This window comes from Streptomyces sp. CB01881, assembly GCF_002953255.1.
Lineage (GTDB): Bacteria > Actinomycetota > Actinomycetes > Streptomycetales > Streptomycetaceae > Kitasatospora.
Map to the genome: position 1 here is coordinate 7,003,176 of NZ_CP026498.1, position 24,137 is coordinate 7,027,312.

The window sequence follows — 24,137 nt, forward strand, 5'->3', positions numbered from 1 at the left end:
TCAGCTGCATGGACTCCGAGTCGGACAGAGCTGCTGCCCTGGTCCGATCATAGTGAGCGGCCCAGCGTCGGACCTCCGCCGCATCATCGATGAAGTGACCTCGGTTCAGGCTCTCCGAGTAGACGCGGCGCCGGCCGTCCGGCATCTCCAGGAGAACCATTCCCGGCATCCAGGCGCGAGTCGCCGCCCTGTAGGGCAGCACCTGGATGATCACGTTGGGGCGGCTCATCATGTCGATCAGGTGTTGAAGTTGCTCCGCCATGGCGTCCGGTCCACCGATGACTCTTTCGAGGGTCGCCTGTTCGAGAACGGAGATGATCAGGGGAGCTTCATCCGGCAGGAGAAGGAGTCGCTGCCGTTCCATTCGGCCTGTGATCATGCCGTCGATCTCGTTGGGGGCAAGGCCTTCGTTCTCTTCGACGAACAGTGCGCGCATATAGCGCTCGGTTTGCAGCAGGCCTGAGATTCGGCCGGTCTGGAGTTGTCGGATCACAACGGCCTTCGCCTCCGACTTCGCGAACTCCTGGAACCAGTCCGGGTGGTAGTCGTGCAGGTACGGCGCGATCAGCTCGTAGCTCCGCACCAGCTGTCCGCCTGTCCCGAGCGCCCGGTCGAACATCTCCGCGTCCTTGAGTGTCGGCGGTGCCTTGCTCAACTCGAACTGTGACACGCGGGTCTGATGGATGTTCACCAGCCCGGCGACCTCGTCCTGCCGCAGGCCGGCCGCCTGCCGCCAGTGCGCCAGCTCGTCGCCCCAGGTCCGCGGCCGATCGCCCGGATCCACCTTCCTGCGAGCCATACCGGCTCACCCCCCGCTGTAAGAGCGCCTGAAGTGGCTTGTGGAAACCCTTGGTGATCCCACGGTCACAGACCGACACTTCCTCCGCAAGGGATTTGCGAAAACGCGACGACCCTTGCGGTCCTCCTGCATTCCCTCCGCATCGGATCGCCCTCGAACAGTGGATTGGACATGACGAACCTCATCATCGAGCGGAACTTCCCGCCCTGCCTCTGCGCGCACTGCAACGACGCCGTCCCCGAGGCCCGTCTCAACGGTGACGACCTCGCCCCCGCCGCGCCCGCGGCCGTCCCGGGCGCCGTTCCGCCCGTCCTGCCGTATCTCCCCGTCCGCCGGGGCGAGGCCGTCTTCGACGTCCGCAGCGGCCGCTGGGGCGCCTTCATGGCCGTCCACCAGGGCGTGGTGTTCCTCCGCCCCTTCGGCGGCGGCGTCGAGTGGGACGCCGACCCCCGGTGGCTCTCGCAGCACAAGCCGCCGAAGTCCTCCGTCGTCTCCTGAGCCGGCCAACTCCCCATCCGAGGAACCACTATGAGCATCCTGGGCAGGATGACGGCTGACGACCGCCGTCGCGCCGCCGACGCCTTCGACGACTTCCAGGCCACCCTCGCCGCCGCCGGCCTCACCCTCCCCTCGGCGGGCGTGGACTGGCGGTCGGCGCAGACCACCGGGGTCGTGCTGATCGACCTGGGCGCCGTCCGGGCGGACGTCGTCGAGCGGCTCACCGACCTCGTCCGCAGGGGACTTCGCCGGTGAGCCCCGCGTGACGGCTGCTATCCGCGGCCCTCTTCGGGCTTCAGGTGGAGGACCTCGCGGGCCTGGTCCGCGGCGCGGGCGATGCTCTCGCTGACGAAGTCGAGGAAGCGGGCGACGTTCTCCAGGCGGTTGGCGGCCGGGGTGTCGGGGCCGAGGACCTTGACGCCCTGCCGCGCGGTCTCGGCGACGAGGGTGGTGCCGCGGACGCTGGCCATCATCGACTGGTACCAGACGTCGTCGTCGACGACGTAGCGCTCGCGCCGGCGTTCGTCGCGTTCCCGGCGCACGAGGCCCTGTTCCTCAAGGAACGCGACCGCCTTGGAGATGGACGCCGGGCTGACCTGGAGGCGCTGGGCCAGTTCGGACGCGGTGAGGCTGCCCGCGTCGTTGGTGCAGAGGGCGGCCAGCACCCGGGCCATCATCTTGGGCGTGCCCGACGCCATGAAGACGGTGGTGAACGTCTCCTCGAACTCGCGCACCGCCTCGGGGTCGCGCCCGTGGGCCTGTTCGGGTGCCTGCGGCTGCCGGGGTGCGGTCTGCCTGCGCTGGTGGGCGCGGCGTTCGGTGGCGCGGTGGGCCAGGTCGGCGCGGTAGCCGGTGGGGCCGCCGTTGCGCATCACCTCGCGCGTGATGGTCGAGGTGGGGCGGTCGAGACGCCTGGCGATCTCCGCGTAGGCGAGCCCGTCGCCCACCCCCAGCGCGATCTGCTGGCGTTCCTGCTGGGTGAGCCTGCCTCCCGGCATCGCGATCTCCCTTCGAGCTTCCCTGATGGGCGCCAGCATAGCGTTCACAGTGGGTCCAATGCAACGAGTGGGACAACTGGCGTTGCGTTAGATTCAGGACTGTTGCAACGAAATTTCTACTCCGACCTGCGCTGATGCTGATTCCGTGCAACGAAGTGATTGCGTGATCCTTGAACGCAACGTAGCTTTTGCGATGTCGGAAACAACAAGTGCAGGAGAGCACGATGCAGAAGTTCCAGACCCCCGCCCCGATCACCGCCGTCCTCGACATCCCCGCGGGACGCATCCAGGTCATCGCCGCCGAGCGGCCCGACGCCATCGTCGAGATCCTGCCTGCCAACCCCTCCAAGAAGCGCGATGTCCAGGCCGCCGAGCAGACCACCGTCGCCTACGCCGACGGCGTCCTGCGGATCCTCACCCCGCCGGCCAAGAACCAGCTCCTCGGCCCCTCCGGATCGCTGGAGGTCACCGTCAAGCTGCCCGCCGGCTCCCGCATCGAGGCGAAGACGGCCTGCACCGAGTTCCGCGCCGTCGGACGGCTCGGTGACATCGGCTTCGAAGGCGCGTACCGCCAGATCAAGATCGACCAGGCCGCGGGACTGCGCCTCACCGCGGTCGACGGCGACGTCGAGGTCGGCCGGCTGGGCGGTCCCGCCGAGATCACCACCGCAAGGGGCAGCATCCGGATCGCGGAGGCCGCGAGCGGGACGGTCGTGCTCAGCACCCAGTCCGGCGACATCTCGGTCGGAGCCGCCGCCGGCGTCTCCGCCTCCCTGGACGCGGGCACCGGCTACGGCCGCATCACCAACGCCCTCAAGAACGACGGCACCCCCGGCCTGGACATCCGCGCCACCACGTCCTACGGCGACATCGACGCCCGCAGCCTCTGAACACCCTGAAGGAGCACCGATCATGACCAACCTGGCCATCGCGGCGAACGGGCTGCGCAAGTCCTACGGCGACAAGACCGTGCTCGACGGCGTCGACCTCGCCGTCCCCGAAGGGACGATCTTCTCCCTGCTCGGCCCGAACGGCGCCGGCAAGACCACCGCCGTGAAGATCCTCTCCACCCTCATCTCGGCCGGCCCCGGCTCCGGCGACATCCACATCGGCGGCCACAACGTGGCCACCAACCCCCAGGCGGTCCGCGCCGCGATCGGCGTCACCGGCCAGTTCTCCGCCGTCGACGGTCTGATCACCGGCGAGGAGAACATGCTCCTCATGGCGGACCTGCACCACCTCTCCCGCAGCGAGGGCCGCCGCACCGCCGCCGCCCTGCTGGAGCGCTTCGACCTCGTCGAGGCCGCGAAGAAGCCCGCCTCCACCTACTCCGGTGGCATGAAGCGCCGGCTGGACATCGCCATGACGCTGGTCGGCGGCCCGCGGATCATCTTCCTCGACGAGCCGACCACCGGCCTCGACCCGCGCAGCCGCCACAACATGTGGCAGATCATCCGCGAGCTCGTCTCCGACGGCGTCACCGTCTTCCTCACCACCCAGTACCTGGAGGAGGCCGACGAACTCGCCGACCGCATCGCGGTGCTGAACGACGGCAGGATCGCCGCCGAGGGCACCGCCGAGGAACTGAAGCGGCTCGTCCCCGGCGGACACGTCCGGCTCCGCTTCACCGACCCGGCCGCCTACCAGCGCGCCGCCCTCGCCCTGGACGGGGCCACCCGCAACGACGAGACGCTGTCGCTCCAGGCCGCCAGCGACGGCAGCCAGCGCGAGCTGCGCTCCATCCTCGACCGGCTGGACTCCGCCGGCGTCGAGGCGGACGAACTGACCGTGCACACCCCCGACCTCGACGACGTGTTCTTCGCCCTCACCGGCGGCGCCCGCATCCCCAGCCAGACCAAGGAGACCGTCCGATGAGCTCCCTCTCCCTCGCCCTGCGCGACTCGTCCACCATGCTGCGCCGCAACCTCCTGCACGCCCGGCGCTACCCGTCCCTCACCCTGAACCTGCTGCTCACCCCGGTGATGCTGCTGCTGCTCTTCGTCTACATCTTCGGCGACACGATGAGCGCGGGCATCGGCGGCGGCGCCCCGGACCGCGCCGCCTACATCGCCTACGTCGTCCCGGGCCTGCTGCTGATGACCGTCGGCAGCACCGTGATCGGGACGGCGGTGTCCGTCTCCAACGACATGAGCGAGGGCATCATCGCCCGCTTCCGCACGATGGCGATCCACCGCCCCTCGGTGCTGGTCGGGCACGTCGTCGGCAGCGTGCTGCAGTCGGTCATGAGCGTGGTCCTCGTGGGCGCCGTCGGCGTGGCCATCGGCTTCCGGTCCACGGACGCGACCGTCCTGGAGTGGCTGGCGGCGTTCGGGCTGCTCGTGCTCTTCGCCACGGCGCTCACCTGGATCGCGGTCGGCATGGGCCTGGTCAGCCCGAACGCCGAGGCCGCCAGCAACAACGCGATGCCGCTGATCCTGCTGCCGCTCCTGTCCAGCGCCTTCACCCCGGTCCACTCCATGCCCGGCTGGTTCCAGCCGATCGCCGAGTACCAGCCCTTCACGCCCGCCATCGAGACCCTCCGGGGCCTGCTGCTCGGCAGCGAGATCGGCAACAACGGCTGGCTCGCCGTCGCCTGGTGCGTGGGCCTCGCGGTCCTCGGCTACTTCTGGTCGACCTCGACCTTCAACCGCGACCCGAAGTAGCCGGCGTGACGGCACGGGCCGCATCCCGCAGATCGTCCAGCCTCCCGCAGCTCGTCCCGCCCGGGGCGGCGTACTCCGACACCACGTCGGTGCACGCCGCCCCGTCGGCGTTCCCGGCCGTCCGCCGCTCCGGCAGGACGGCCGGAAGTGCCGTGCGGGAGCCGGTGGGACGAGGGGGACCGGCCGTACAGGTGATCCAGTACGGCCGGTTTCCTGCGGCAGGTGTTCGAGTCAATGGGCCTATTTCATATGACTGTTCCTGTTCTCCGGTGTGGCCTTCCGGCAGGGGGTAATGCTGAGCCGACCGGGTGGCGGGTGGTGCAGGACCGAGGCCCGCCTCGTTGTGCCGGTCGGCCTCCTCGACACGTCCAGAAAGGCTCGCCCGGTGACTCAGCCGTTCGAACTGCCCTCCTTCTACGTGCCGCACCCGGCGCGCCTCAACCCCCATCTGGAAGAGGCCCGCACCCACTCCACCGCGTGGGCGCGGGAGATGGGGATGCTGGAGGGTTCGGGGATCTGGGACCAGGCCGACCTGGAGGCGCACGACTACGGCCTGCTCTGCGCCTACACGCACCCGGACGCCTCCGCCGAGGTGCTGTCGCTGGTCACCGACTGGTACGTGTGGGTGTTCTTCTTCGACGACCACTTCCTGGAGGTCTTCAAGCGCACCAACGACCGCGAGGGCGGCAAGGCCTACCTGGACCGGCTGCCGCTGTTCATGCCGGCCGACCCGTCCACGCCGATGCCCGAGCCCACCAACCCGGTCGAGGCGGGCCTGGCCGACCTCTGGCGGCGCACCGTGCCGGCGATGGGCGAGGACTGGCGGATCCGGTTCGCCGAGAGCACCCGGAACCTGCTCAACGAGTCGCTCTGGGAGCTCGCCAACATCAACGCGGGCCGGATCTCCAACCCGGTCGAGTACATCGAGATGCGCCGCAAGGTCGGCGGCGCGCCCTGGTCCGCCGGGCTGATCGAGTACGCGGCCAACGCCGAGGTGCCGCAGGAGGTTTCGGGATCACGGCCGCTGCGGGTGCTGATGGACGCCTTCTCGGACGGGGTCCACCTGCGCAACGACATCTTCTCCTACCAGCGCGAGGTCGAGGACGAGGGCGAGCTGAGCAACGGCATCCTCGTCCTGGAGACCTTCCTGGGCTGCTCGACGCAGGAGGCCGCGGAGGCCGTCAACGACCTGCTCACCTCGCGGCTCCAGCAGTTCGAGAACACCGTGTTCACCGAACTCCCGTCGCTGTTCGCCGAAACCGGGCTGGACCCGGTGGGCTGCGCCAAGGTGCTGGCGTACGTCAAGGGCCTCCAGGACTGGCAGTCCGGCGGCCACGAGTGGCACATGCGGTCCAGCCGGTACATGAACGACGGCGGCGCGGCGGCCGGGTCGGCCGGGGGCAACTGGTGGGACCAGTACGCGATCGGCGGGATCGGCACGTCCGCGCTGGACGTGCTGAGGACCGGCCCGGGTCGTGCGCTGCCCGGCGGGATGGGCGAGTTGGGCTCGCTGAGCGGCGCGCCGGGGATCAACGCGCCGGGGATCAACACGCTGGAGGGCACGCCCGGGTCGCCGGGCGGCGTCGACCCGGCGGTGCGGCGCGCCCGTTCGCACGCCCACGTGCCGTTCCAGCACGTGGGCCCGTCCCGACTGCCCGAGTTCAAGCTGCCGTTCAGTGTCGATCTGTGCAAGCACCTGGACACCTCGCGGCGCCACACCGTCGAGTGGGCCGGCCGGATGGGCATGCTGGAGGCACAGCCCGGCGTGCCCGGATCGGACGTCTGGAGTGCCGGGACGGCCTTCGACTACGACCTCCCGCTCTGCGCGGCCGGCATCCACCCGGACGCCACCGCCGAGCAACTCGACCTCACCTCCGACTGGTTGACCTGGGGCACGTACGGCGACGACTACTACCCGGCGGTGTTCGGGCGGACCCGCGACCTGGCGGGCGCCAGGCTGCTGACCGCGCGGTTCTCGGAGTTCATGCCCCTCGACGACGGCCCGGTGCCCGAGCCGGCCAACGCCCTGGAGCGCGGCCTCGCCGACCTCTGGGAGCGGACCGCCGGACCGATGGCCGCCGATGCCCGGCAGAAGTTCCGGGTGGCCGTCGAGTCCATGGTGCAGAGCTGGGTCTGGGAGCTCGACAACCAGGCGCAGAACCGGATCCCCGACCCCGTCGACTACATCGAGATGCGGCGCAGGACCTTCGGTTCCGACCTCACGATGAGCCTCTGCCGGCTGGCCCACGGGGAGTCCGTGCCGTCCGGGGTCTACGAGAGCGGGCCGATGCGCTCACTGGAGAACGCGGCCGCGGACTACGCGTGCATGATGAACGACCTGTTCTCGTACCAGAAGGAGGTGGAGTACGAGGGCGAGGTGCACAACGCGGTGCTGGTGGTGCAGAACTTCTTCAACTGCGACTACCCGGCCGCCGTCCGCATCGTCGACGACCTGATGCACTCGCGGGTGGAGCAGTTCCAGCACGTGGCGCGGAACGAGTTCCCGGTGCTCTACGACGACTTCGACCTGGGTCCGGAGGGCCGGGCGATGCTCGACGGGTACGTCAAGGAGTTGGAGAACTGGCTCGCGGGCATCCTGATCTGGCACCGGGGCTGCAAGCGGTACACGGAGGACGACCTGAAGCGGCACTTCGGGCGGGAGGAGCTCCCGGAGGCGCCGGCCGCGGTGGACGACGCGCTGCTCGGGCCGAAGGGGCTGGGGACGTCGGCGGCGCGGCTCGTGGTGGCGGCGGCGCCGGCGGGTGCGGCCGCCGGTGCGGCGGAGGGGGCGCCGCGCCCGGGGCTGGTGCCGTCCGGGCCGGCCGGCTTCGGGACGGCGGGGGCGCGGGCACCGTTCGCCGCGGCGCTGCCCGCTCCGGTGGGCGTGGCAGGCGTGGCCGGTTAGCGGCACGCCGCCGTTGCCGGGACGGCCCGCCGGGTGGGTGCACCGGCGGGCCGCCGCCGTTCGGGCGGTGGACGGGTACGGGTGGCCGGGGTGGCTCGGGGCGCGGCCGGGCGGGGGACTGGCTACTGTGGCGAATCGGGGCAAAACATCACAGATGTCCCACTTGTCACTTGTCACCTGTCACTGGAAGAGGGCAGACCCATGGCCGTGCTACCCGAGGGCACACCCTGTTGGGCCGACGCGATGTTCGCCGATTTGGACGGGGCGAAGGCGTTCTACGGCGACGTGCTCGGCTGGACCTTCGGCGAGAGCTCGTCGGAGTTCGGCAACTACACGACGGCGTACTCCGACGGCAAGGCGGTCGCCGCCATCGTGCCGCCGATGCCGGGAGCGGACGCGCCACCGTCCGCCTGGTGCCTGTACTTCGCCTCGCCGGACGCCGCCGCCACCGCCGAGGGCATCCGCGCCAACGGCGGCGAGGTACTGATGGGCCCGATGCAGGTCGGCGACTTCGGCACCATGGCGATCGCCAAGGACCCGGGCGGCGTCGCGTTCGGCGTCTGGCAGGCCGGCAGCCACGAGGGCTTCGAGAAGCAGGGCGCACCCGGCGCGTACACCTGGGCCGAGGTGCTCACCCGCGAGCCCGGAAAGGCGGACGGGTTCTTCCCCGCGGTCTTCCCGTTCACCACCAAGAAGATGGAGAGCGGGGAGATGGACTACAAGATCTTCCACGTCGAGGGCCAACCCGTTCTCGGCCGGATGAAGATGGGCCCGGAGGACCTCCCGCCCGAGGCGCCGTCCTACGTCAGCGTGTACTTCGCCGTGAACGACTGCGACGTGGCCATCGCCAGGATCACCGAGCGCGGCGGAAAGCTGTACGCCGGGCCGATGGACACCCCGTTCGGCCGGTTCGCGGCGGTCGGCGACCCGCAGGGCGCGGCCTTCGGCATCATCGACCTCGGCAGGACGTCGGGGGAGATGCCCGTGATGGCGGACGCGTGATGGGCGGACGCGTGACGGACGGGGTGCCCCGGTGAGCAGCGAGCGCGCCGACCTGCTGCAGACGCTGGACAAGCACCGCGGCTTCCTGCGCCACACCGTCCGCGACCTCACCGACGAACAGGCCGCCCGGCGCACCACCGTGAGTGAGCTGTGCCTGGGCGGCCTGATCAAGCACGTCATGGGCGTCGAAACGCGGTGGATGCGGTTCGCGGTCGGCGGCGCGGACGCGATGAACAGCGAGCCGGTCGACTGGGAGGGCCAGTTCCGGATGGCGGACGGCGAGACGCTGGAGTCGCTGCTGGCCGCGTACGAGCGGGTGGCGCACGAGACCGACGAGCTGGTCTCGACCCTGCCCGACCTGGACCGCACCCACCCGCTGCCGCAGGCGCCGTGGTTCGAACCGGGCGCCGGCTGGTCGGTGCGGCGGGTGCTGCTGCACGTCATCGCGGAGACCGCGCAGCACGCCGGGCACGCGGACATCATCCGGGAGTCGCTGGACGGGGCGAAGACGATGGGATGACGAAGACGGTGGGGATGAGGGGCGCGCTCAGGCGAGCCGGAGGCCGAGCAGCTCGCTCAGGGCCCGGTCGCCGTCGGCCGTCACCCGCAGGGCCCGGCCGGAGCCGATCCGCTCCACCCAGGCCCGGTCCAGCGCCGTCCGGCAGAGGGCGGCGCCCAGCACCCCGCCCAGATGGGTGCGGCGCTCCGTCCAGTCCAGGCAGCCGCGGACCAGCGGCCGGCCGCCGCCGCGCCCCGCCCGGGCCGGGAGTTCGATACCGGCGGCGGCCAGCCACTCCCGCCCGCTCCCGGTGACGGCGAGCCCGGCGTCGTCCGCCACCAGGCCGCGGGCCAGCACGGCATCGGTGACCGCCACGCCGAGGCGGCCGGCCAGGTGGTCGTAGCAGGTGCGGGCGCGGGCCTCGGCGCTCAGCCGGGTGGACTCGCGCAGATTGCGGGGGGCCTTGGCGGGCGCCTTCGCGGGTGCCGACTCCGCGAAGGAGGCGAGGTCCTCGATCAGCGCCGCCGCCTCCGGGCCGGCCAGCCGGACGTACCGGTGCCGCCCCTGCCGCTCCTCGGCCAGCAGGCCCCCGGCGATCAGCCGGGACAGGTGCTCGCTGGCCGTGGACGGCGCGACGCCGGCGTGGCGGGCCAGCTCGCCGCCGGTCCAGGCCCGGCCGTCCAGCAGGGCGGTGCAGAACGCGGCGCGGGTCGGGTCGGCGAGCAGTGCGGCGAGCTGGGCGAGTGGCATGGGTCCATGGTGCCCCGGGCACGGTTCGGCCGGGGCCGAAACGTTCCGCGCCTAGCGTGACGGGCATGAGCACCCCGAGCATCTTGAGCATCTCCGGGACGTCCGAACGGTCCCAGGAGCGTTCCCTGGAGCGGTCCTTCGAGCGGTACGACGATGTCGTGGACGCCCTCGCCCACCCCGACCTGGTGCCGCTGCCCGCCGCCTCCGGGCCGGCCGGGGGCGTGGCGTGGCTGCGGGCGGCCGTCGCCCGGTTCAGCGCGGGGGAGGAGCACGCGGCCCGGCGCGCCATGGTCGAGGCGGACCTCGCCCGGCTCGACCCGGCCGCCCTGCGGGTGGCCGCCGCGGCCGGGTTCGAGCCGGACGCGCGGCTGCGGGCCGTCCGCGCCCTCGCGCAGGGCCTCGGGCTGGCGGAGCCGGACGCCGTCGCGCAGGCGGTCTCCGTGGTGGCGCGGGCGTACTTCGCGGAGGCGCCGGACGACGCCGAGGCGGACGCGGCGGTGGCCTGGCTGCTGCCGCGGATGGCCGCGGGCGGCGGGGCGGAGGACGGGGCGAGCGTCGGGGTGGGCGTCGGGGGCCCGGTTCCGGAGGAGCTCGCCGCCAACCGGATCGGCCTGCTCGTCCAGGCCTGCGACGCCACCGCCACCCTGGTCGGGAACGCCCGGCGGGCCGGCTGCCGCAGCGCGGCGGGAGACGCGCCGGGCGGCGAGGGCCTGCTCGACCGGGGCCTGCTCGACCGGACGCTGCGCCACGACCCGTCGGTGCCGGTGATGCGGCGGCTGGCCGTGCGCGACGCGGTGGTGGGCGGGGTCCGACTGCCGGCCGGCACACGGGTCGTCCTGGACGTCGCCGCCGCCCAGCAGGGCGCCCCCGGCCGGCCGCCGCTCACCTTCGGGGGGCCGCCGCGGGTCTGCCCCGGCCGCACCCACGCGCTCGCCCTCGCCGCCGGCATCCTGCACGGCGCGTCCGACCCGGCGGGCCCGACGGCCGCCGACACCCCCGTGACCGACGGACGCGACCCGGGGGCGGTGGTGTCCGCGACGGTGGAGCACGTGCTGGCCCTCGCCGCGACGTGGACGGAGTGGGACGGGCGCCCGGTGGCCGCCGACGGCCGGACGTACACCCCGCACAAGGCGGTCCGCCGGGTTGCCGACCATCTCCTCGACCACCTCGCCGAGTTGGAGGCCCGGCTGGCCGGCGAGGCCACCGAACCCGACCACTGGCACGCCTCCGCCGCCACCACCCCGGCCGACCTCGCGCCGTTCACCCCGGCCGACCTGGACGAGGCCCGCAGCCGCCTCACCCGGCTCGCCCGGATCTGGGCCCGGCGCCTCGCCGCCCTCACCCCGGAGCAGCTCGACCACTCACCCGGTACGGGCTGGACGTTCCGGCAACTCGCCTTCCACGTCGCCGAGTCGGCGTACTACGCGGACGCGGTGGGCGACCTGCGCGCCGGTGCGGAAGGGGCCGCGTCGTGACTCCGTTCGCCGCACTCCACCACCGGCCCGGCGAGCCGCTGCTGCTCCCCAACGCCTGGGACCACGCCTCCGCCGCCGCCCTCGCCGGGCAGGGCTTCGCCGCGATCGGCACCACCAGTCTCGGCGTGGCCGCGGCCGCCGGTCTGCCCGACGGCGTGGCCGCCACCCGCCGGGAGACCCTCCGGCTCGCCCGCCGGCTCGGGCGGGGGCGGTTCCTGCTCTCGGTCGACGTCGAGTCCGGGTTCTCCGACGATCCGTCCGAAGTGGCCGATCTGGCGGTCGAGTTGGCTGGCCTCGGTGCGGTCGGCATCAATCTGGAGGACGGCCGGGGGGACGGCACGCTCGCGCCCGTCGCCGTGCACGCCGCGAAGATCGCGGCGGTGAAGGCGGCCGCCCCCGACCTCTTCGTCAACGCCCGGACGGACACCCACTGGCTGGGGACCGCCGACCCCGGGCCGGAGACCGACCGGCGCCTCGCCGCCTACCAACAGGCGGGCGCGGACGGCGTGTTCGTCCCCGGGCTGGCCGATCCGGCGGCCATCGAGGCCCTGGCCGGGCGGCTCGCCGTCCCGCTCAACATCCTGCACAGCCCGGCGGGCCCGCCGCTGGGGCGGCTCGCGGACCTCGGTGTCGCCCGGGTCAGCCTCGGCTCGCTGCTCTACCGGGCGGCGCTGGCGGCCGCCGTGCAGACGGCGGTCGCCGTCCGGGAGGGCGGGGCCGGGCCGATGGCGGGTGCGGTGCCCGCGTACGGGGAGGTCGCGGGGCTGCACCGGGACGGGGGTCAGGGGTAGTCCTCGGCGGGATGGCGTCGAAACGGGCGCAGGGGGCCGCGCCTGACGGGGCGGCAGCCGACGGAAGAGCCGATAGCTAAACCATCGACATATCCCAATGGCTGACCTATGCTCCCGATCATGGGAAACCGTCAACTACAGGAGCCGACCAGGCTCGTGCTCACCGCGCTGGCCGACGCCCCGCGGCACGGCTACGCGATCGTCCAGGAGGTCCTGGCCATCTCCGGCGGCCGGACCAAGCTCCTCACCGGCACCCTCTACACGGCGCTGGACCGCCTCCTCCAGCAGGGCCTGATCCGGATCGACCAGGAGGAGGTCGTGGGCGGACGGCTGCGCCGCACCTTCGCCCTCACCGAGGACGGCCGCGGCGTACTGGCCGAGGAGACGGAGCGCCTGCGCGCCGGGGTCGTCGAGGCGGAGCGCCGCCTCGCCCTCGGCCGCCGGCCCGGCCTCCAGGCGGGTTTCGTGCGGCTCGCGCCGGCCGGGGGTGCGGCATGAGCGCCTCGTCCCCGCAGTTCGGCCTGCCCACCCGCCTCCCGCTGCTCGGCCTCTACCCCGCCAAGTACCGGGCTGCGAACGGGGCGGAGATCGCCGCCGTCCTCTCCGAGAGCCTTGAGGGCGCCGACCGCCGCACCGTGCTGCGCGAGTGGGCCACCGTCGCCGCGCACGCCGTCCGGCTGCGCACCCGGCTCAGCTCCAGCGACCCGGCGGGCCGCTTCCTTGCCGGCGCCGCGCCGTACCTGCTGGCCGGCGGGGCGGGCCTGGCCGTGGTCCACCTGCTGCTCGGGCTCTTCCTGCCCGACCAGTTCGGCGACGAGGGCCACCCCGCCCTGCGGGTCGCCGTGGGCGCGGTGCAGACCGTCCCGTGGATCCTCGCCCTGCTCTGCGCGGCCGGCGGCCGCTGGGGGGCGGCCCGGCTCCTGGTCCTGGCGGGCACCCTGATGCGGACGGCGGCCGCCGCGGCCTTCTTCGCCCACGAGAGCCTGGCGCTGTTCCAGTACCTCCCCCTGGCCGGCTTCTGGCTCCTCCTCAGCGTCCTGCTCCTCGCCCCGCCGGACGGCGTCGACCACTCCCGGCGTGCCCGCACCGAGATGGTGGCCACCGCGCTCGCCCTCGCCCTGCCGATGGGTGCGCTCGCCATGATCTGGCCCTGGCCGGACGAGGGCCTGGCCGCCGACCACGTCTTCTCCGACGCCAACCGCACCCTGCTGGACGTCTCCACCGCCTGGCCGGCCGTCGTGATGAGCATCGCGCTGCTGCTCAACCTCGCCCGCCGGGGCGTCGACCGCGTCCGCGCCGCCGGGGTCGCGCTGGCCGTCCTGCCCTGGACGGCCATGCTGGCCCCGCCGTACTACTGGCGGCCGCCGTTCGACGGGCACGACCTGCTGCGCAACCTGCTCGTCGTGCTCGCGCTGCTGGCCTTCACCGCCACCGTGGCGGCCACCCGCCACCGGGTCCGCCCCTCGGTGGAGCCGGTCGAACCGGCCTGAGTCCGGCAGCGCGCCCCCCGGCCCGGAGCGCAGGCCCGGGCCGGCCGGTGCGCCCGGGTCGTCTTGCCCCGGGCCGCCCGCGCCGCCCGCGCCGCCGCGACCCCGGCGTCAGGCGGCCGAGCGCGGGTCGACCGGGGTGAACACGCCGAGCCGGTCCTCGACGGCCTGGGCCGCGTCGAGGCAGAGGTCCTCGCGGAACGGGCGCCCGACGAGTTGGACGCCGACCGGCAGCCCGTCGGTCACCCCGGTCGGGACGGCCACGCCGGGGACGCCGACGAAGCTGGTCACCGAGCAGAGGCGCATCGCCGAGGCGACCCGGTCCCGGCCGGCCCGGTCGCGCGACTCCAGGCCGGGCCCGACGGGCGGCTCGGTGAACACCGGTGCGAGCAGCAGCGGGTACTCGTCCAGGAATTCGGCCCAGGAGCGGCGGATGTTCAGCCAGGTCCCCATCAGCCTCACGAGCTCGTCGGAGGTGGCCGGCCGCACCCGCTCCATCATCATCCCGATGAAGCGGTCCCCGCCCTCGCCGAGCAGCCCGCGGACGGCCGGCCAGCTCGGGGCGAACTCGGTGACGGTGATCCGGTCGTACGCCTCCAGCGCCTCGTCCAGCCGCGGCACGTCCGGCACCTCGCGCACGTCGTAGCCCGCGTCGCGCAGCGCCTCGGCGGCGGTCCCGACGGCGGCGCGGACCGCCGGGTGGACGCCGTGGCCGCCGGGGTCGGCGACCACCGCGACCTTCACCGGCCCGGGGAGCCGTGCGCCGCGGACGGGCACCGGGACGGCCCACGGGTCACGCGGGTCGCTGCCCGCCAGCACCTCGTAGGCGAGCCGCAGATCGTCCACGCTCCGGGCCAACGGGCCGTCGGTGACCAGGAACTGGGTGGCCGGCCCGGGGTCGTCCGGGCCGAGGACACGGCGATCGGCCGGGAACCGCCCGGTGGAGGGCTTCAGCGCCGTCACGCCGCAGAACTGGGCCGGGATGCGGACCGATCCGCCGGAGTCGTTGCCCAGCCCGAGCGCGGCCATGCCGGTGGCGACGGCCACCGCGTCGCCCCCGCTCGTCCCGCCCGGGGTGCGGCCGGCGTCCCACGGGTTGGCGGTGTCGCCGAACAGCTCGCTGCGGGTGTGCATCCCGGACAGGATCAGGGTGGGCATGTTGCTGTGCCCGATCGGGACCGCCCCGGCCGCGCGGAGCCGGGCCACGGGGAGCGCGTCGGCCGGCGCCACCAGGTCGCGGAAGCGCTTGACGCCGAAGGTGGTCGGCACGCCCTCGACGGGGGTGCTCTCCTTCACCGTGAACGGTACGCCCGCGAGCGGCCCCAGCTGTCCGCCCGCCGCGCGGTGCCGGTCCGTCGCCGCCGCGGCCTCGCGGGCGCGGTCGGCGAGGAGCTGGGTGACCGCGTTCACCTGCGGGTTGACCACGGCGATGCGGGCCAGGTGGCTGTCGACCACTTCGACGGCGGAGACCTCGCCGCTGCGCACCGCCGCCGCCTGCTCGGCGGCCGTCATCGTCCAGATGGTGTCCTGCATCGCCCCTGCCGTCCTCTCGTCGTCCTCTTGCCGTACGTCGGGCACGTGTTGCCGCACTCGGGCACGTGTTGCCTACGCGGGCACGTACCGATGCGCTCGTATCGGAACGCGCTCACTGTAGCCTGTGAACCGATACGAGCGCATCGAATAAGGAGGCGGCCGATGCCCCGGCAGGTGGACCACGAGGAGCGGCGCCGCGTCATCGCCGAGGCGGTCTGCGCCCTCGCCGACGAGCGCGGGCTGGAGGGCGTCACCGTGCGCGACGTCGCCGACCGTGCGCAGATCTCGATGGGGGCCGTCCAGCGCTGCTTCCGCACCAAGGAGGAGATGCTCGTCTTCGCGCTCGCCCACGTCGGCGAGCGCATCGGTGAACGCGTCCGGGCCCGTCTGGTCCGCACCCCGGCCCAGTCCGCCGCGACCGCCCTCGGCCACGCGGCCGCCGAGGTCTCCCTGCTCGGCGAGGAGCACCGCGCCGAGGCCCGGGTCTGGCTCGCCTTCGTCGCCCAGGCCGTCGTCAGCGCGCCGCTCGCCGAGACCCTGCGGGCCGGCTACGCACCGCTGGAGGACGCGTTCGCCCGCCTGATCGAGGAAGGCGCGGTCCGGGGCGCCGGCGAACCCGCCGGGGAGGACGCGCCCCTGGACGCACGGCGAGAGGCCCGTACGGTCCTCGCCCTCGCCGACGGCCTCACCGTGCACGTCCTCGCCGGCCACCTCACGCCGCAGGAGGCCGGCGACGTCCTCCACGCCCATCTGGCCCGTCTCTGGGCGGGGCGGCAGCCCCCGCCGGCGTGACCGTCCGAGGCGCTCGACGGGGAAGACGATCGGACATCTTTCGAAGACTGAAGGATATTCAGCGGCTCGTCCGGCCTTCCTAGAGTTGAGGACATCAGAAGCCGCCCGGCAGCCGGGCGGACGAGCCGGAAGGAAGAACCCCCATGCGTGCAGTCATCCAGAAGTCCTTCGGCGGCCCCGAGGTCCTTGAGCTCGTCGAGGCCGAGCGTCCCGCCCCCCTCGGTGGCGAGGTCCTCGTCCGCGTGCACGCCAGCGGGGTCAACCCGGTTGACGTGGCAGTCCGTTCGGGCGCCTACCCGTTGCTCGGCGAGCCGCCCTACGGGGTCGGCTGGGACATCTCCGGCGTGGTCGAGGAGGCCGGCCCGGGGGCCAGGTTCAAGGTCGGCGACGAGGTGTTCGGCATGCCGTTCTTCCCGCGGGCCGCCACTGGCTACGCCGACTACGTCGCCGTGCCGTCCCGGCAGGTGGCCCGCAAGCCCGCGACGCTCGACCACGTGCAGGCCGCCGCCCTTCCGCTGTCCGCCCTCACCGCCTGGCAGGGCCTGGTCGATGCGGCGCAACTGTCCGAGGGGCAGCGGGTGCTGGTGCACCGCGCGGCCGGCGGCGTCGGCCACTACGCGGTCCAGATCGCGAAGGCCCGCGGTGCCCACGTGATCGCCCTCGCCAGCGAGTCCAAGCACGAGTTCGTGCGCGGCCTCGGCGCCGACGAGGTCATCGACTACCGGATCACCGACTACACCGAGGTGGTGCGCGACGTCGACGTCGTCTTCGACTCGTCCTCCGAGGGCACCCGTGCACTGTCGGTGCTGCGGCCCGGCGGCACCCTGGTCAGCATCATGGAGCACTGGAACCAGGAGCTGGCGGCCAAGATCGAGGCGGCCGGGCGGCGGTTCGCGGGCGTCTCGGTCGAGCCCGACTACGCGTCGCTGGAGGCGATCGCCGCCCTCGTCGACGCCGGCCGGATCCGCCCGCACGTCGCCGAGACCTTCCCGCTCGCCGACGCGGGCAAGGCCCACGAGCTGGTCGGCTCCGGCCGGGTCCAGGGCAAGGTCGTCCTCACCGTTGCCTGAGCGGGACGGTGACGGACGGGTGAGGGGGAGGGGGGAGGTGCCGGAGGGGCCCGACGGGGGTGGGCCCCTCCGGCACCGGACCAGGCGGGCGGAAGGGCGAAGTCCGGCCCTCAGGTCCGTCTTCAAACTCCCACCCTCCGGGCGGACGACGGGAGTTTGAAGACGGACCTTAGGGTGGGGACGGAACACGGCGAACGGGGGCGGACCATGGACATCCTGACCGAGGCACTGGGCTCGATGCGGACCGGGAACCCCACGTCCGTCCGCACCGAGGGCCGCGCCCCCTGGGGCCTGCGCCTGCCCCCGGTCGCCGGCGCCGGCTTCCACGTGGTGCTGCACGGCACCTGCTGGCTGATCCCGCTGGAGTGCGCCGGCAACGACGAGCCGATCGCCCTCAGCCCCGGCGACGTCGTCTTCCTGCGCGACGGCCGCGGCCACATCCTCGCCGACCACCCCAGCACCCCGGCCGCACCGGAACGGCCCGACCAGTACCGGCCGAGCACGCCGATCGGCACGGTCACCCTCGGCGGCGACGGCCCCCGGACCAGCCTCCTCTGCGGCAACTACCACCTGGACCAGGGCCGCCCGCACCCGATGCTCCGCCAACTGCCCGAGGTCGTCCACCTGTCCACCGGCCAGGGCCGTCACCCCGAGCTCACCGCGGCCGTCCAACTCCTCGGCGCCGAACTGGAGAACCCCCGGCTCGGCTCGACGGGCATCGTCCCCGCCCTGATCGACTCACTGCTCCTGTACATCCTGCGGGCCTGGTTCGAGGACCAGCCCGTCGTGGCCGCGGCCGGCTGGGCCGCCGCCCTCAGCGACTGCGCCGTCGCCCCGGCCCTCGCCGCCATCCACGAAACCCCCTCGACCCCGTGGACCGTCGAGTCACTGGCGAGCCGGGTCGGTCTCTCCCGGGCCGCCTTCGCCCGCCGCTTCACCGCCCTCGTCGGCGAACCGCCCATGGCCTACCTCACCCGCTGGCGCCTGACCACCGCCGCCCGGCTGCTCCGCGAGTCCGAGGCACCGCTCACCACCATCGCCACCCGGGCCGGCTACGGCTCCGAGTACGCCTTCGCCAAGGCCTTCAAGCGCGAGTTCGGCCAGGCCCCCGGCGGCTACCGACGCGACACCCGCGCCGCCCCGGCTGCCTGAGCCGCCTGAGCCGTCCGGGCAGCCTTCCCCCGCCGCGTCGGGCAGCCTTCCCCCGCCGCGTCGGGCAGCCTTCCCCCGCCGCGTCGGGGCGGCCGAGCCGGATCCTCCAATTGCTCTGTCCAGGAGGGGCGTTCGCCCCTACCTTGATCCCCGGCACAGGTCCGAACCTTCGAGCAACGGGGAGCGAACGAAGATGCGCAAGGCCTACAACGCGGCACACGTCTACATGATCCTGGGCGTGGTCTCCGGGCTGTACTACCGGGAACTCACCAAGGCGAACGACTTCCACGGGGAGACCCAACTCGGCGTCGTCCACACCCACCTGCTGGCCCTCGGCATGCTGGTCTTCCTCATCGTGCTGGCCCTCGACAAGCAGTTCGGACTCTCCGGGGAACGGCTGTTCACCCACTTCTTCCGCTTCTACAACGCGGGCCTCGCGATCACCGTCGCGGCGATGCTGTTCCGCGGCACCCAGACCGTCCTCGGTCACGACGTCCCCGAAGCCGTTTCCCTGATAGCCGGCCTCGGCCACATCGTGCTGACCGTCGGCCTCGTCCAGCTGTTCATCCTCCTCGGCAAGCGGCTGAAGGCCTCGGAGGCCGCGGACTCCGAGAAGGCCTGACGTCCGGCCGGTTGCCGGTTGCCGGTTGCCGGGTCAGCCGGCCAGGAAGCGGTGGAGGGAGTCCGTCATGGCGGCCACGAAGGCGTCGCGGGTGGGCTCGGGGACGAGGTCCAGCGACAGGTAGGGGTTGAGGTCCTCCAGCTCGACCAGGAGCAGCCCGCCCTCCCGCGTCCGGCAGGCGTCCACGCGCTGGATGCCGTGGTCGAGCGTGTTCCAGTCGATGAAGCGGCGGGCGAAGGCCAGGTCGTCCCCGCTCGGCTCGTAGGGTTCGAGGACCCAGCGCCGGGCGGGGTCGGGGGCGTGGAGGGCGTACTGGAAGGAGTCGTCGACGTAGTAGAACGACACCTCGTACCGGAAGTCGATCCGCGGCTGGACGAGGACGCCGTCGTGGACGAGGCCGCCGTCGTGCCCGAGGCCGCCGTCGTTGACGAGGCCGTCCAGCCCGCCCCGGGGCACGAAGGCGAGGCCGATGGAGTCCGCGCCCGCCCTGGGCTTGACCACGTACTCGGCGGCCTCGGGCAGCAGGTGCACGTCCTGCGGCCGGTCGACGGTGGGTATGACCGGGTACCCGGCGGCGGTCAGGTCCAGCAGGTACTGCTTGCCGGCCATGTCGCCGCGGCCCGAGAGCGGGTTGTAGACCCGGGTGCCGCGGGCCACGGCCCGGTCGCGGAAGGCGTCGTACTCCCGCTGGTAGTGCAGCACCGGGCCGCTGTTGCGGACCACGACCGCGTCGAAGCCGTCCATCAGCGCGGCGGCGTCCAGCGGGTGGCACAGCGCGAGGTCGAAGTCCTCGCGCAGCCGGGAGGTCAGGAAGACGTCCTCGTCGCAGTAGCGCCGCCCCCGGGCCTGGTAGCCGAGATCGGTCACGAACAGGAGGCTGGGGCGGACGGGCATGGCGCATCTCCTCGGGGCTCGCCGCCAGCCTACGCAACGGACGCCGCCCTGCCGCAGGTGGCCGCCGTACCGCGGTCACCCGCCGGCGCCGGCGGCCCGGGGTTCCTCGGGCGGGGCCAGGGGCATGCTCCTCAGCCGGCTCACCGGGGAGACGACCAGCCCGATCACGACGAGGGCGGAGCCGGCCGCCGCCACCCTCAGTGCGCCTTCGGCGCCGATCCGGCCGGCGAGCAGGCCGGCGGAGAGGCCGCCGAGGGCGCCGCCGCCGAACAGCAGCGTCCGGAAGGCCGCCGTCATCCGCCCCATCATCGACTGCGGGGTCAGCGCCTGGCGCAGGCTGACGATGACCACGCCCGCCACGCCCAGGCCCAGGTAGGTGGTGAAGAAGGACAGCACGAACATCGAGACCATCACCGGCCGGGGCCCGGCGGCCAGGGCGATGAGGGTGGGCCCGAGCAGCAGCGCCGACTGGGCCACCAGGTAGACGCGGCCGGTCGGGAAGCGCGCGATGACCCTGCGGGAGACCAGCGCGCCGATCAACCCGCCCACCGAGGCGGTCGCGAAGACCGCCCCGAGCGTGGTCGAGGTGAGGTGGAGGTCGTTGGTGCCGTGGAGGAGGAACATCGTCCACACGGTGACCATGGAGAAGTTGCAGCAGAAGCCGATGAGCGCCAGGGCCCGCAGCACCCCGCTGCCCATGACCCACCCCAGCCCGTCCCGGAGTTCGCGCAGCAGGTGCCGCTCGGCCGCGGGCTCGGGGCGCGGCTCGGGGGTGCGGATCAGCAGCAGCGAGACGACGGACACCGCGTACGAGCAGGCGTCCACGACCAGGGCCACCGGGGCGGAGAGCGCCGACACCAGGACGCCCGCGAGCCCGGGACCGGCCACGTCGGCGGCGGAGGAGCTGGTGCCCATCCTGGCGCTCGCCTCGACGTAGTGCCCGGGGTCGCGGACCAGCACCGGCACGTACGACATCCAGCTCACGTCGAACACCACGGACGCGACGCCGACGGCGCAGGCGATCACCAGCAGGACGGGCAGGTCGAGGGCGTCCCACCAGTAGAGCAGCGGGACCAGCGAGAGCAGCACCAGCCGGACGAGGTTGGCGCCCAGCATGACGGGCCGGCGCCGTACCCGGTCCGTCCAGACCCCGATCAGCAGGGCCAGCCCGAGGTACGGCACGAGCTGGAGGAAGCGGAGCAGGCCGACCTGCTCGTCGGTGGCGTGGAAGGCGCGGATCGCGGTCAGCGGCAGGGCGAGGTTGGTGATCTGGGTGCCGAGCAGCGACACCGTCTCGCCGAGCCAGAACGTCAGGAAGTCGCGGTTGCGCCAGAGGCTTTCAGGCTCCGCCGCCGCCGCGGCGGCGGGCGCCGACTGCGCGGTGCCGGCGGTTCCGGCGGCGCCGGACCCGGCCGGAGCGTCGGTCATCGGGCGCTCCCCGCCAGCTCGGCGACGGTCGCGGCGACGGCGTCGACCTCGTCCTCGGTGTTGTAGTAGTGCGGCGACAGCCGCAGGCACCACTCCACATCCTTGTCGGCGAAGTCGAAGTGCGCGAACTCCCGGAAGCTGAGTGCCGAGTTGATGCCGCGCGCGTCCATCGCGGCCTTGAACGGCTGCGGCCGCCACCCCTCGATCGCGAAGGTGACCAGGGCGGCCGGTGCCGGGCCGCCGTCGAGCAGCCGCACCCCGGGGACGCCGGCCAGCTGTTCGCGCAGCCGCGCCGCCAGCGCCGGGGTGCGCCGGGCGACGGGTCCGATGCCGACCCGCAGGGCGTAGCGGACGGCGGCGGCGCTGCCGAGGACGGTGGCGTACGGGAACTCCCACTCCTCGAAGCGGGCCGCCGTGTCCACCGGCCGGTAGCTGTCGGGCCCGGTCCAGCGGGCGCCGTACATGTCGATGAAGAGCGGCTCGTACCCGGCCGCGAGCGCCCGGTCCGAGACGTAGAGGAAGCCCGAACCGCGCGGCCCGCGAAGGAACTTGCGGCACGTGGCGGTGAGCAGGTCGCAGCCGATCCGCTCGACGTCGACGTCGAGCTGGCCGACCGACTGGCAGGCGTCGACGAGGTACAGCAGGTCGAGTTCACGGCAGTGGCGGCCGATCTCCGCCACCGGCTGGACCAGGCCGGAGTTGGTCGGCACGTGGGTGGCGGCGACCAGGCGCGGGCGGCGGGCGCGCATCAGCGCGGCCATCGCCCCGACGTCGACGCCGCTGCCGTCCGGGTGGTCGGGGGCGTGCACGATCTCGACGCCGTGACGCCGGCGGAGGGCGAGGAAGGCGATCTGGTTGGAGATGAAGTCGTTGCGGGTGGTGAGCACGACGTCGCCCGGCCGGAAGTCGATCGCGGACAGCGCCTTGGCGTAGGCGTGGGTGGCGCTGCCGGCGAAGGCGATGTTGCCGGGGCGGGTGTTGACGAGTTCGGCGGTCGCGGCGTGGAAGTCGGCCACCTCGGCGGTCCGGGCGGCGGAGGCCTCGTAGCCGCCGATGGCGGCCTCCAGGCGCAGGTGGTCGAGCATCGCGCCCAGCACCGGACGGGCCATCAGGCCACAGCCGGCATTGTTGAAGTGGATCACCGAGTCGCAGCCCGGGGTGTCGGCGCGGAGGGCGGCGGGGTCGAGAAGCGGTTCCGACGCTGGCTCAGAAGCGCTATCCTGTATCTTCATGTCTGACAGTAGCAGTATTGGCGCGCTGGTGACGATCCTCCGCACGGAGATCGCAGCGCTCGCTCCCGGCGACCGGCTGCCCAGCAGCCGCGACCTGATCACCCGTCACGGCGTCGGTCCGGTCACCGTGTCCCGTGCGATCGCCCTGCTGGCCGCCGAGGGCGCGGTGGTCACCCGGCCCGGCAGCGGCACCTACGTCGCCGCCCGCCGGGCCAGGCACGGCGGCGGCGCTCCGGACACCTCCTGGCAGGCGGTCGCGCTGGCCGGACGGGAGCACGACCCGGGCGCCGACCACGGCGCCGCGTCGGCCGAGACCGACGGACCGTCAGGACCCCTGCCCGCCGGAACCATCGCGCTCTCCGGCGGCTACCTGCACGAGAACCTCCAGCCCACCCGGGCGCTCGGTGCGGCCCTGGCCCGCGCCGCCCGCAGGCCCGACGCCTGGCACCGCGCGCCCGCCGCAGGCCTGGCGCCGCTGCGCGCGATCTTCGCCCGGCAGGCGGGCGGCGGCGTGGGCCCCGAGGACGTGCTCGTCACGGGCGGCGGCCAGGCGGCGCTGTCGATGCTGTTCCGCGCCATCGCCGCACCCGGCAGCCCGGTGCTCGTCGAGTCGCCCACCTACCCCGGGGCGCTCGCCGCCGCCCGCGCGGCAGGCCTGCGGCCGGTGCCCGTGCCGATCGACGACGACGGCATCCGCCCCGATCTGCTGGCCGACGCCTTCGCGATGACCGGGGCACGACTGCTCTACTGCCAGCCGACCTTCCACAACCCGACCGGCACCGTGCTCGCACCGGAGCGCCGCCGCCAGGTCGTCGACGTGACCCGCGCCGCCGGGGCGTTCCTGATCGAGGACGACTTCGCCCGCCACCTCGGCCACGGCCGCCCGGTGCCGCGCCCGCTGGTGGCCGACGACCGCGACGGCACGGTGGTCCACCTGACCTCGCTCACCAAACCGGCCTCGCCCAGCCTGCGGATCGGCGCGCTGATCGCCCGCGGCCCGGTCATGCGCCGGCTCCAGGCAATGCGGCGGGTGGACGACTTCTTCATCGCCCGCCCGCTCCAGGAGGCGGCCGTCGAACTGCTCAGCACGCCCGCCTGGGACCGTCACCTGCGGACACTGGCCACCGCCCTGCGCGACCGCCGCACCACCCTGGAGGACGCGCTGGCCCGCGAACTCGCCGACTGGCCGCTCGCCGACAGCCCGGCCGGCGGACTCCACCTGTGGCTGCGGCTGCCGCCGGCCCTCACCGACCGCGCCGTCACCGACACCGTGGTCGCCGATGCGGCCGGGGCGTACGGGGTGTCGGTCAACGCCGGCCACCGCTACTTCCCGGCCGAGCCGCCGAGCGCCCACCTGCGCCTCGGCTTCGCGGCGGCCGCCGACCCCGCGGAGCTCACCGAGGCCGCCCGCCGCCTGGCCGGCGCGGTCCGCTCGCTGGGGGGCTGACCGCCGGGGGCCGTGACCGCTGGGGGCTGTGACCGCTGGGGGCCGTGACCGTTGGGGGCCGTGACCGTTGGGGCCGGATCAGGCTGGGCGTGGGCGGGGC

23 protein-coding genes and 1 pseudogene are annotated in these 24,137 nt (G+C 73.5%); 17 read left to right on the top strand and 7 right to left on the bottom strand.

Annotated features, from left to right (window positions below; translation table 11 throughout):
* Positions 1-4 precede the first annotated feature (4 nt).
* Positions 5-799 (bottom strand): annotated as a pseudogene (locus C2142_RS40105) (helix-turn-helix transcriptional regulator); the annotation flags it as partial.
* A 171-nt stretch (positions 800-970) separates the two neighbouring features.
* On the opposite strand from C2142_RS40105, the gene C2142_RS20430 reads away from it, so the two are divergent.
* Together C2142_RS20430 and C2142_RS20435 are read left to right on the top strand one after the other, a co-directional pair.
* Positions 971-1,297: a hypothetical protein gene (locus C2142_RS20430; RefSeq protein WP_148643992.1), complete on the top strand. Its 327-nt coding sequence runs from the start codon at positions 971-973 to the stop codon at positions 1,295-1,297.
* A 48-nt stretch (positions 1,298-1,345) separates the two neighbouring features.
* Positions 1,346-1,552 carry a hypothetical protein gene (locus C2142_RS20435; protein ID WP_148643993.1) on the top strand — a complete coding sequence of 69 codons (207 nt, stop codon included), beginning with the start codon at positions 1,346-1,348 and terminating at the stop codon, positions 1,550-1,552.
* A 17-nt stretch (positions 1,553-1,569) separates the two neighbouring features.
* Here the strand turns inward: C2142_RS20435 and C2142_RS20440 are convergent, their stop codons facing one another.
* Complete coding sequence (locus C2142_RS20440) at positions 1,570-2,295, bottom strand: helix-turn-helix domain-containing protein (RefSeq protein WP_148643994.1); 726 nt, start codon at positions 2,293-2,295, stop codon at positions 1,570-1,572.
* Between the two features lie 224 nt (positions 2,296-2,519).
* Between C2142_RS20440 and C2142_RS20445 the strand changes: the two genes are divergently transcribed.
* The 6 genes from C2142_RS20445 to C2142_RS20470 all read left to right on the top strand — a co-directional run bounded on the left by C2142_RS20445 (position 2,520) and on the right by C2142_RS20470 (position 9,385).
* Positions 2,520-3,185 (top strand): DUF4097 family beta strand repeat-containing protein, encoded by a 666-nt coding sequence (locus C2142_RS20445; protein WP_148643995.1) that lies wholly within the window; start codon positions 2,520-2,522, stop codon positions 3,183-3,185.
* A 22-nt stretch (positions 3,186-3,207) separates the two neighbouring features.
* A complete protein-coding gene (locus C2142_RS20450) occupies positions 3,208-4,170 on the top strand; it encodes an ATP-binding cassette domain-containing protein (protein ID WP_148643996.1) in 963 nt (320 codons plus the stop codon).
* On the top strand, positions 4,167-4,958 hold the full coding sequence (locus C2142_RS20455; protein ID WP_148643997.1) for an ABC transporter permease: 792 nt from the start codon (positions 4,167-4,169) through the stop codon (positions 4,956-4,958). Before C2142_RS20450 ends, C2142_RS20455 begins: the two co-directional genes overlap by 4 nt.
* Before the next feature lie 385 nt (positions 4,959-5,343).
* A complete protein-coding gene (locus C2142_RS40110; RefSeq protein ID WP_241002691.1) occupies positions 5,344-7,863 on the top strand; it encodes a germacradienol/geosmin synthase in 2,520 nt (839 codons plus the stop codon).
* A gap of 201 nt (positions 7,864-8,064) precedes the next feature.
* Positions 8,065-8,865 (top strand): VOC family protein, encoded by an 801-nt coding sequence (locus C2142_RS20465; RefSeq protein ID WP_148643998.1) that lies wholly within the window; start codon positions 8,065-8,067, stop codon positions 8,863-8,865.
* A gap of 31 nt (positions 8,866-8,896) precedes the next feature.
* Complete coding sequence (locus C2142_RS20470; protein WP_148643999.1) at positions 8,897-9,385, top strand: DinB family protein; 489 nt, start codon at positions 8,897-8,899, stop codon at positions 9,383-9,385.
* Positions 9,386-9,412: 27 nt separating this feature from the next.
* Here the strand turns inward: C2142_RS20470 and C2142_RS20475 are convergent, their stop codons facing one another.
* Positions 9,413-10,114 (bottom strand): winged helix-turn-helix domain-containing protein, encoded by a 702-nt coding sequence (locus C2142_RS20475; RefSeq protein WP_148644000.1) that lies wholly within the window; start codon positions 10,112-10,114, stop codon positions 9,413-9,415.
* Between the two features lie 65 nt (positions 10,115-10,179).
* Between C2142_RS20475 and C2142_RS41995 the strand changes: the two genes are divergently transcribed.
* The 4 genes from C2142_RS41995 (at position 10,180) to C2142_RS20495 (ending at position 13,870) form a co-directional block, all read left to right on the top strand.
* Positions 10,180-11,589, top strand: a complete 1,410-nt coding sequence (locus C2142_RS41995; RefSeq protein ID WP_346766387.1) for a hypothetical protein — start codon at positions 10,180-10,182, stop codon at positions 11,587-11,589.
* Positions 11,586-12,380, top strand: coding sequence for an isocitrate lyase/phosphoenolpyruvate mutase family protein (locus tag C2142_RS20485; RefSeq protein WP_148644001.1), 795 nt, complete (start codon positions 11,586-11,588; stop codon positions 12,378-12,380). The genes C2142_RS41995 and C2142_RS20485 overlap by 4 nt, the downstream gene beginning before the upstream one ends.
* 120 nt (positions 12,381-12,500) lie before the next feature.
* Positions 12,501-12,878 (top strand): PadR family transcriptional regulator, encoded by a 378-nt coding sequence (locus C2142_RS20490; RefSeq protein WP_148644002.1) that lies wholly within the window; start codon positions 12,501-12,503, stop codon positions 12,876-12,878.
* Complete coding sequence (locus C2142_RS20495; protein WP_148644003.1) at positions 12,875-13,870, top strand: hypothetical protein; 996 nt, start codon at positions 12,875-12,877, stop codon at positions 13,868-13,870. Before C2142_RS20490 ends, C2142_RS20495 begins: the two co-directional genes overlap by 4 nt.
* A 108-nt stretch (positions 13,871-13,978) precedes the next feature.
* Here C2142_RS20495 and C2142_RS20500 read toward each other — a convergent pair whose 3' ends face one another.
* Positions 13,979-15,400, bottom strand: coding sequence for an amidase (locus C2142_RS20500; RefSeq protein WP_148644004.1), 1,422 nt, complete (start codon positions 15,398-15,400; stop codon positions 13,979-13,981).
* A 162-nt stretch (positions 15,401-15,562) separates the two neighbouring features.
* Between C2142_RS20500 and C2142_RS20505 the strand changes: the two genes are divergently transcribed.
* From C2142_RS20505 to C2142_RS20520, 4 genes are all read left to right on the top strand, one after another.
* On the top strand, positions 15,563-16,192 hold the full coding sequence (locus C2142_RS20505) for a TetR family transcriptional regulator C-terminal domain-containing protein (protein WP_148644005.1): 630 nt from the start codon (positions 15,563-15,565) through the stop codon (positions 16,190-16,192).
* 143 nt (positions 16,193-16,335) lie between these two features.
* The gene (locus C2142_RS20510; RefSeq protein ID WP_148644006.1) at positions 16,336-17,262 is read left to right on the top strand and encodes an NADP-dependent oxidoreductase; all 927 of its coding nucleotides are present in this window, start codon (positions 16,336-16,338) and stop codon (positions 17,260-17,262) included.
* 207 nt (positions 17,263-17,469) lie between these two features.
* A complete protein-coding gene (locus C2142_RS20515) occupies positions 17,470-18,414 on the top strand; it encodes an AraC family transcriptional regulator (protein WP_148644007.1) in 945 nt (314 codons plus the stop codon).
* 193 nt (positions 18,415-18,607) lie between these two features.
* Positions 18,608-19,036, top strand: a complete 429-nt coding sequence (locus tag C2142_RS20520) for a DUF2871 domain-containing protein (RefSeq protein ID WP_148644008.1) — start codon at positions 18,608-18,610, stop codon at positions 19,034-19,036.
* A gap of 33 nt (positions 19,037-19,069) precedes the next feature.
* Here C2142_RS20520 and C2142_RS20525 read toward each other — a convergent pair whose 3' ends face one another.
* The 3 genes from C2142_RS20525 to C2142_RS20535 all read right to left on the bottom strand — a co-directional run bounded on the left by C2142_RS20525 (position 19,070) and on the right by C2142_RS20535 (position 22,590).
* On the bottom strand, positions 19,070-19,930 hold the full coding sequence (locus tag C2142_RS20525) for a hypothetical protein (protein ID WP_148644009.1): 861 nt from the start codon (positions 19,928-19,930) through the stop codon (positions 19,070-19,072).
* A gap of 75 nt (positions 19,931-20,005) precedes the next feature.
* A complete protein-coding gene (locus tag C2142_RS20530) occupies positions 20,006-21,358 on the bottom strand; it encodes an MFS transporter (protein WP_148644010.1) in 1,353 nt (450 codons plus the stop codon).
* A complete protein-coding gene (locus C2142_RS20535; RefSeq protein ID WP_148644011.1) occupies positions 21,355-22,590 on the bottom strand; it encodes an aminotransferase class V-fold PLP-dependent enzyme in 1,236 nt (411 codons plus the stop codon). Before C2142_RS20535 ends, C2142_RS20530 begins: the two co-directional genes overlap by 4 nt.
* On the opposite strand from C2142_RS20535, the gene C2142_RS20540 reads away from it, so the two are divergent.
* A complete protein-coding gene (locus tag C2142_RS20540) occupies positions 22,589-24,037 on the top strand; it encodes a PLP-dependent aminotransferase family protein (RefSeq protein WP_148644012.1) in 1,449 nt (482 codons plus the stop codon). The two genes, C2142_RS20535 and C2142_RS20540, sit on opposite strands and share 2 nt — an antisense overlap.
* Positions 24,038-24,137 lie beyond the last annotated feature (100 nt).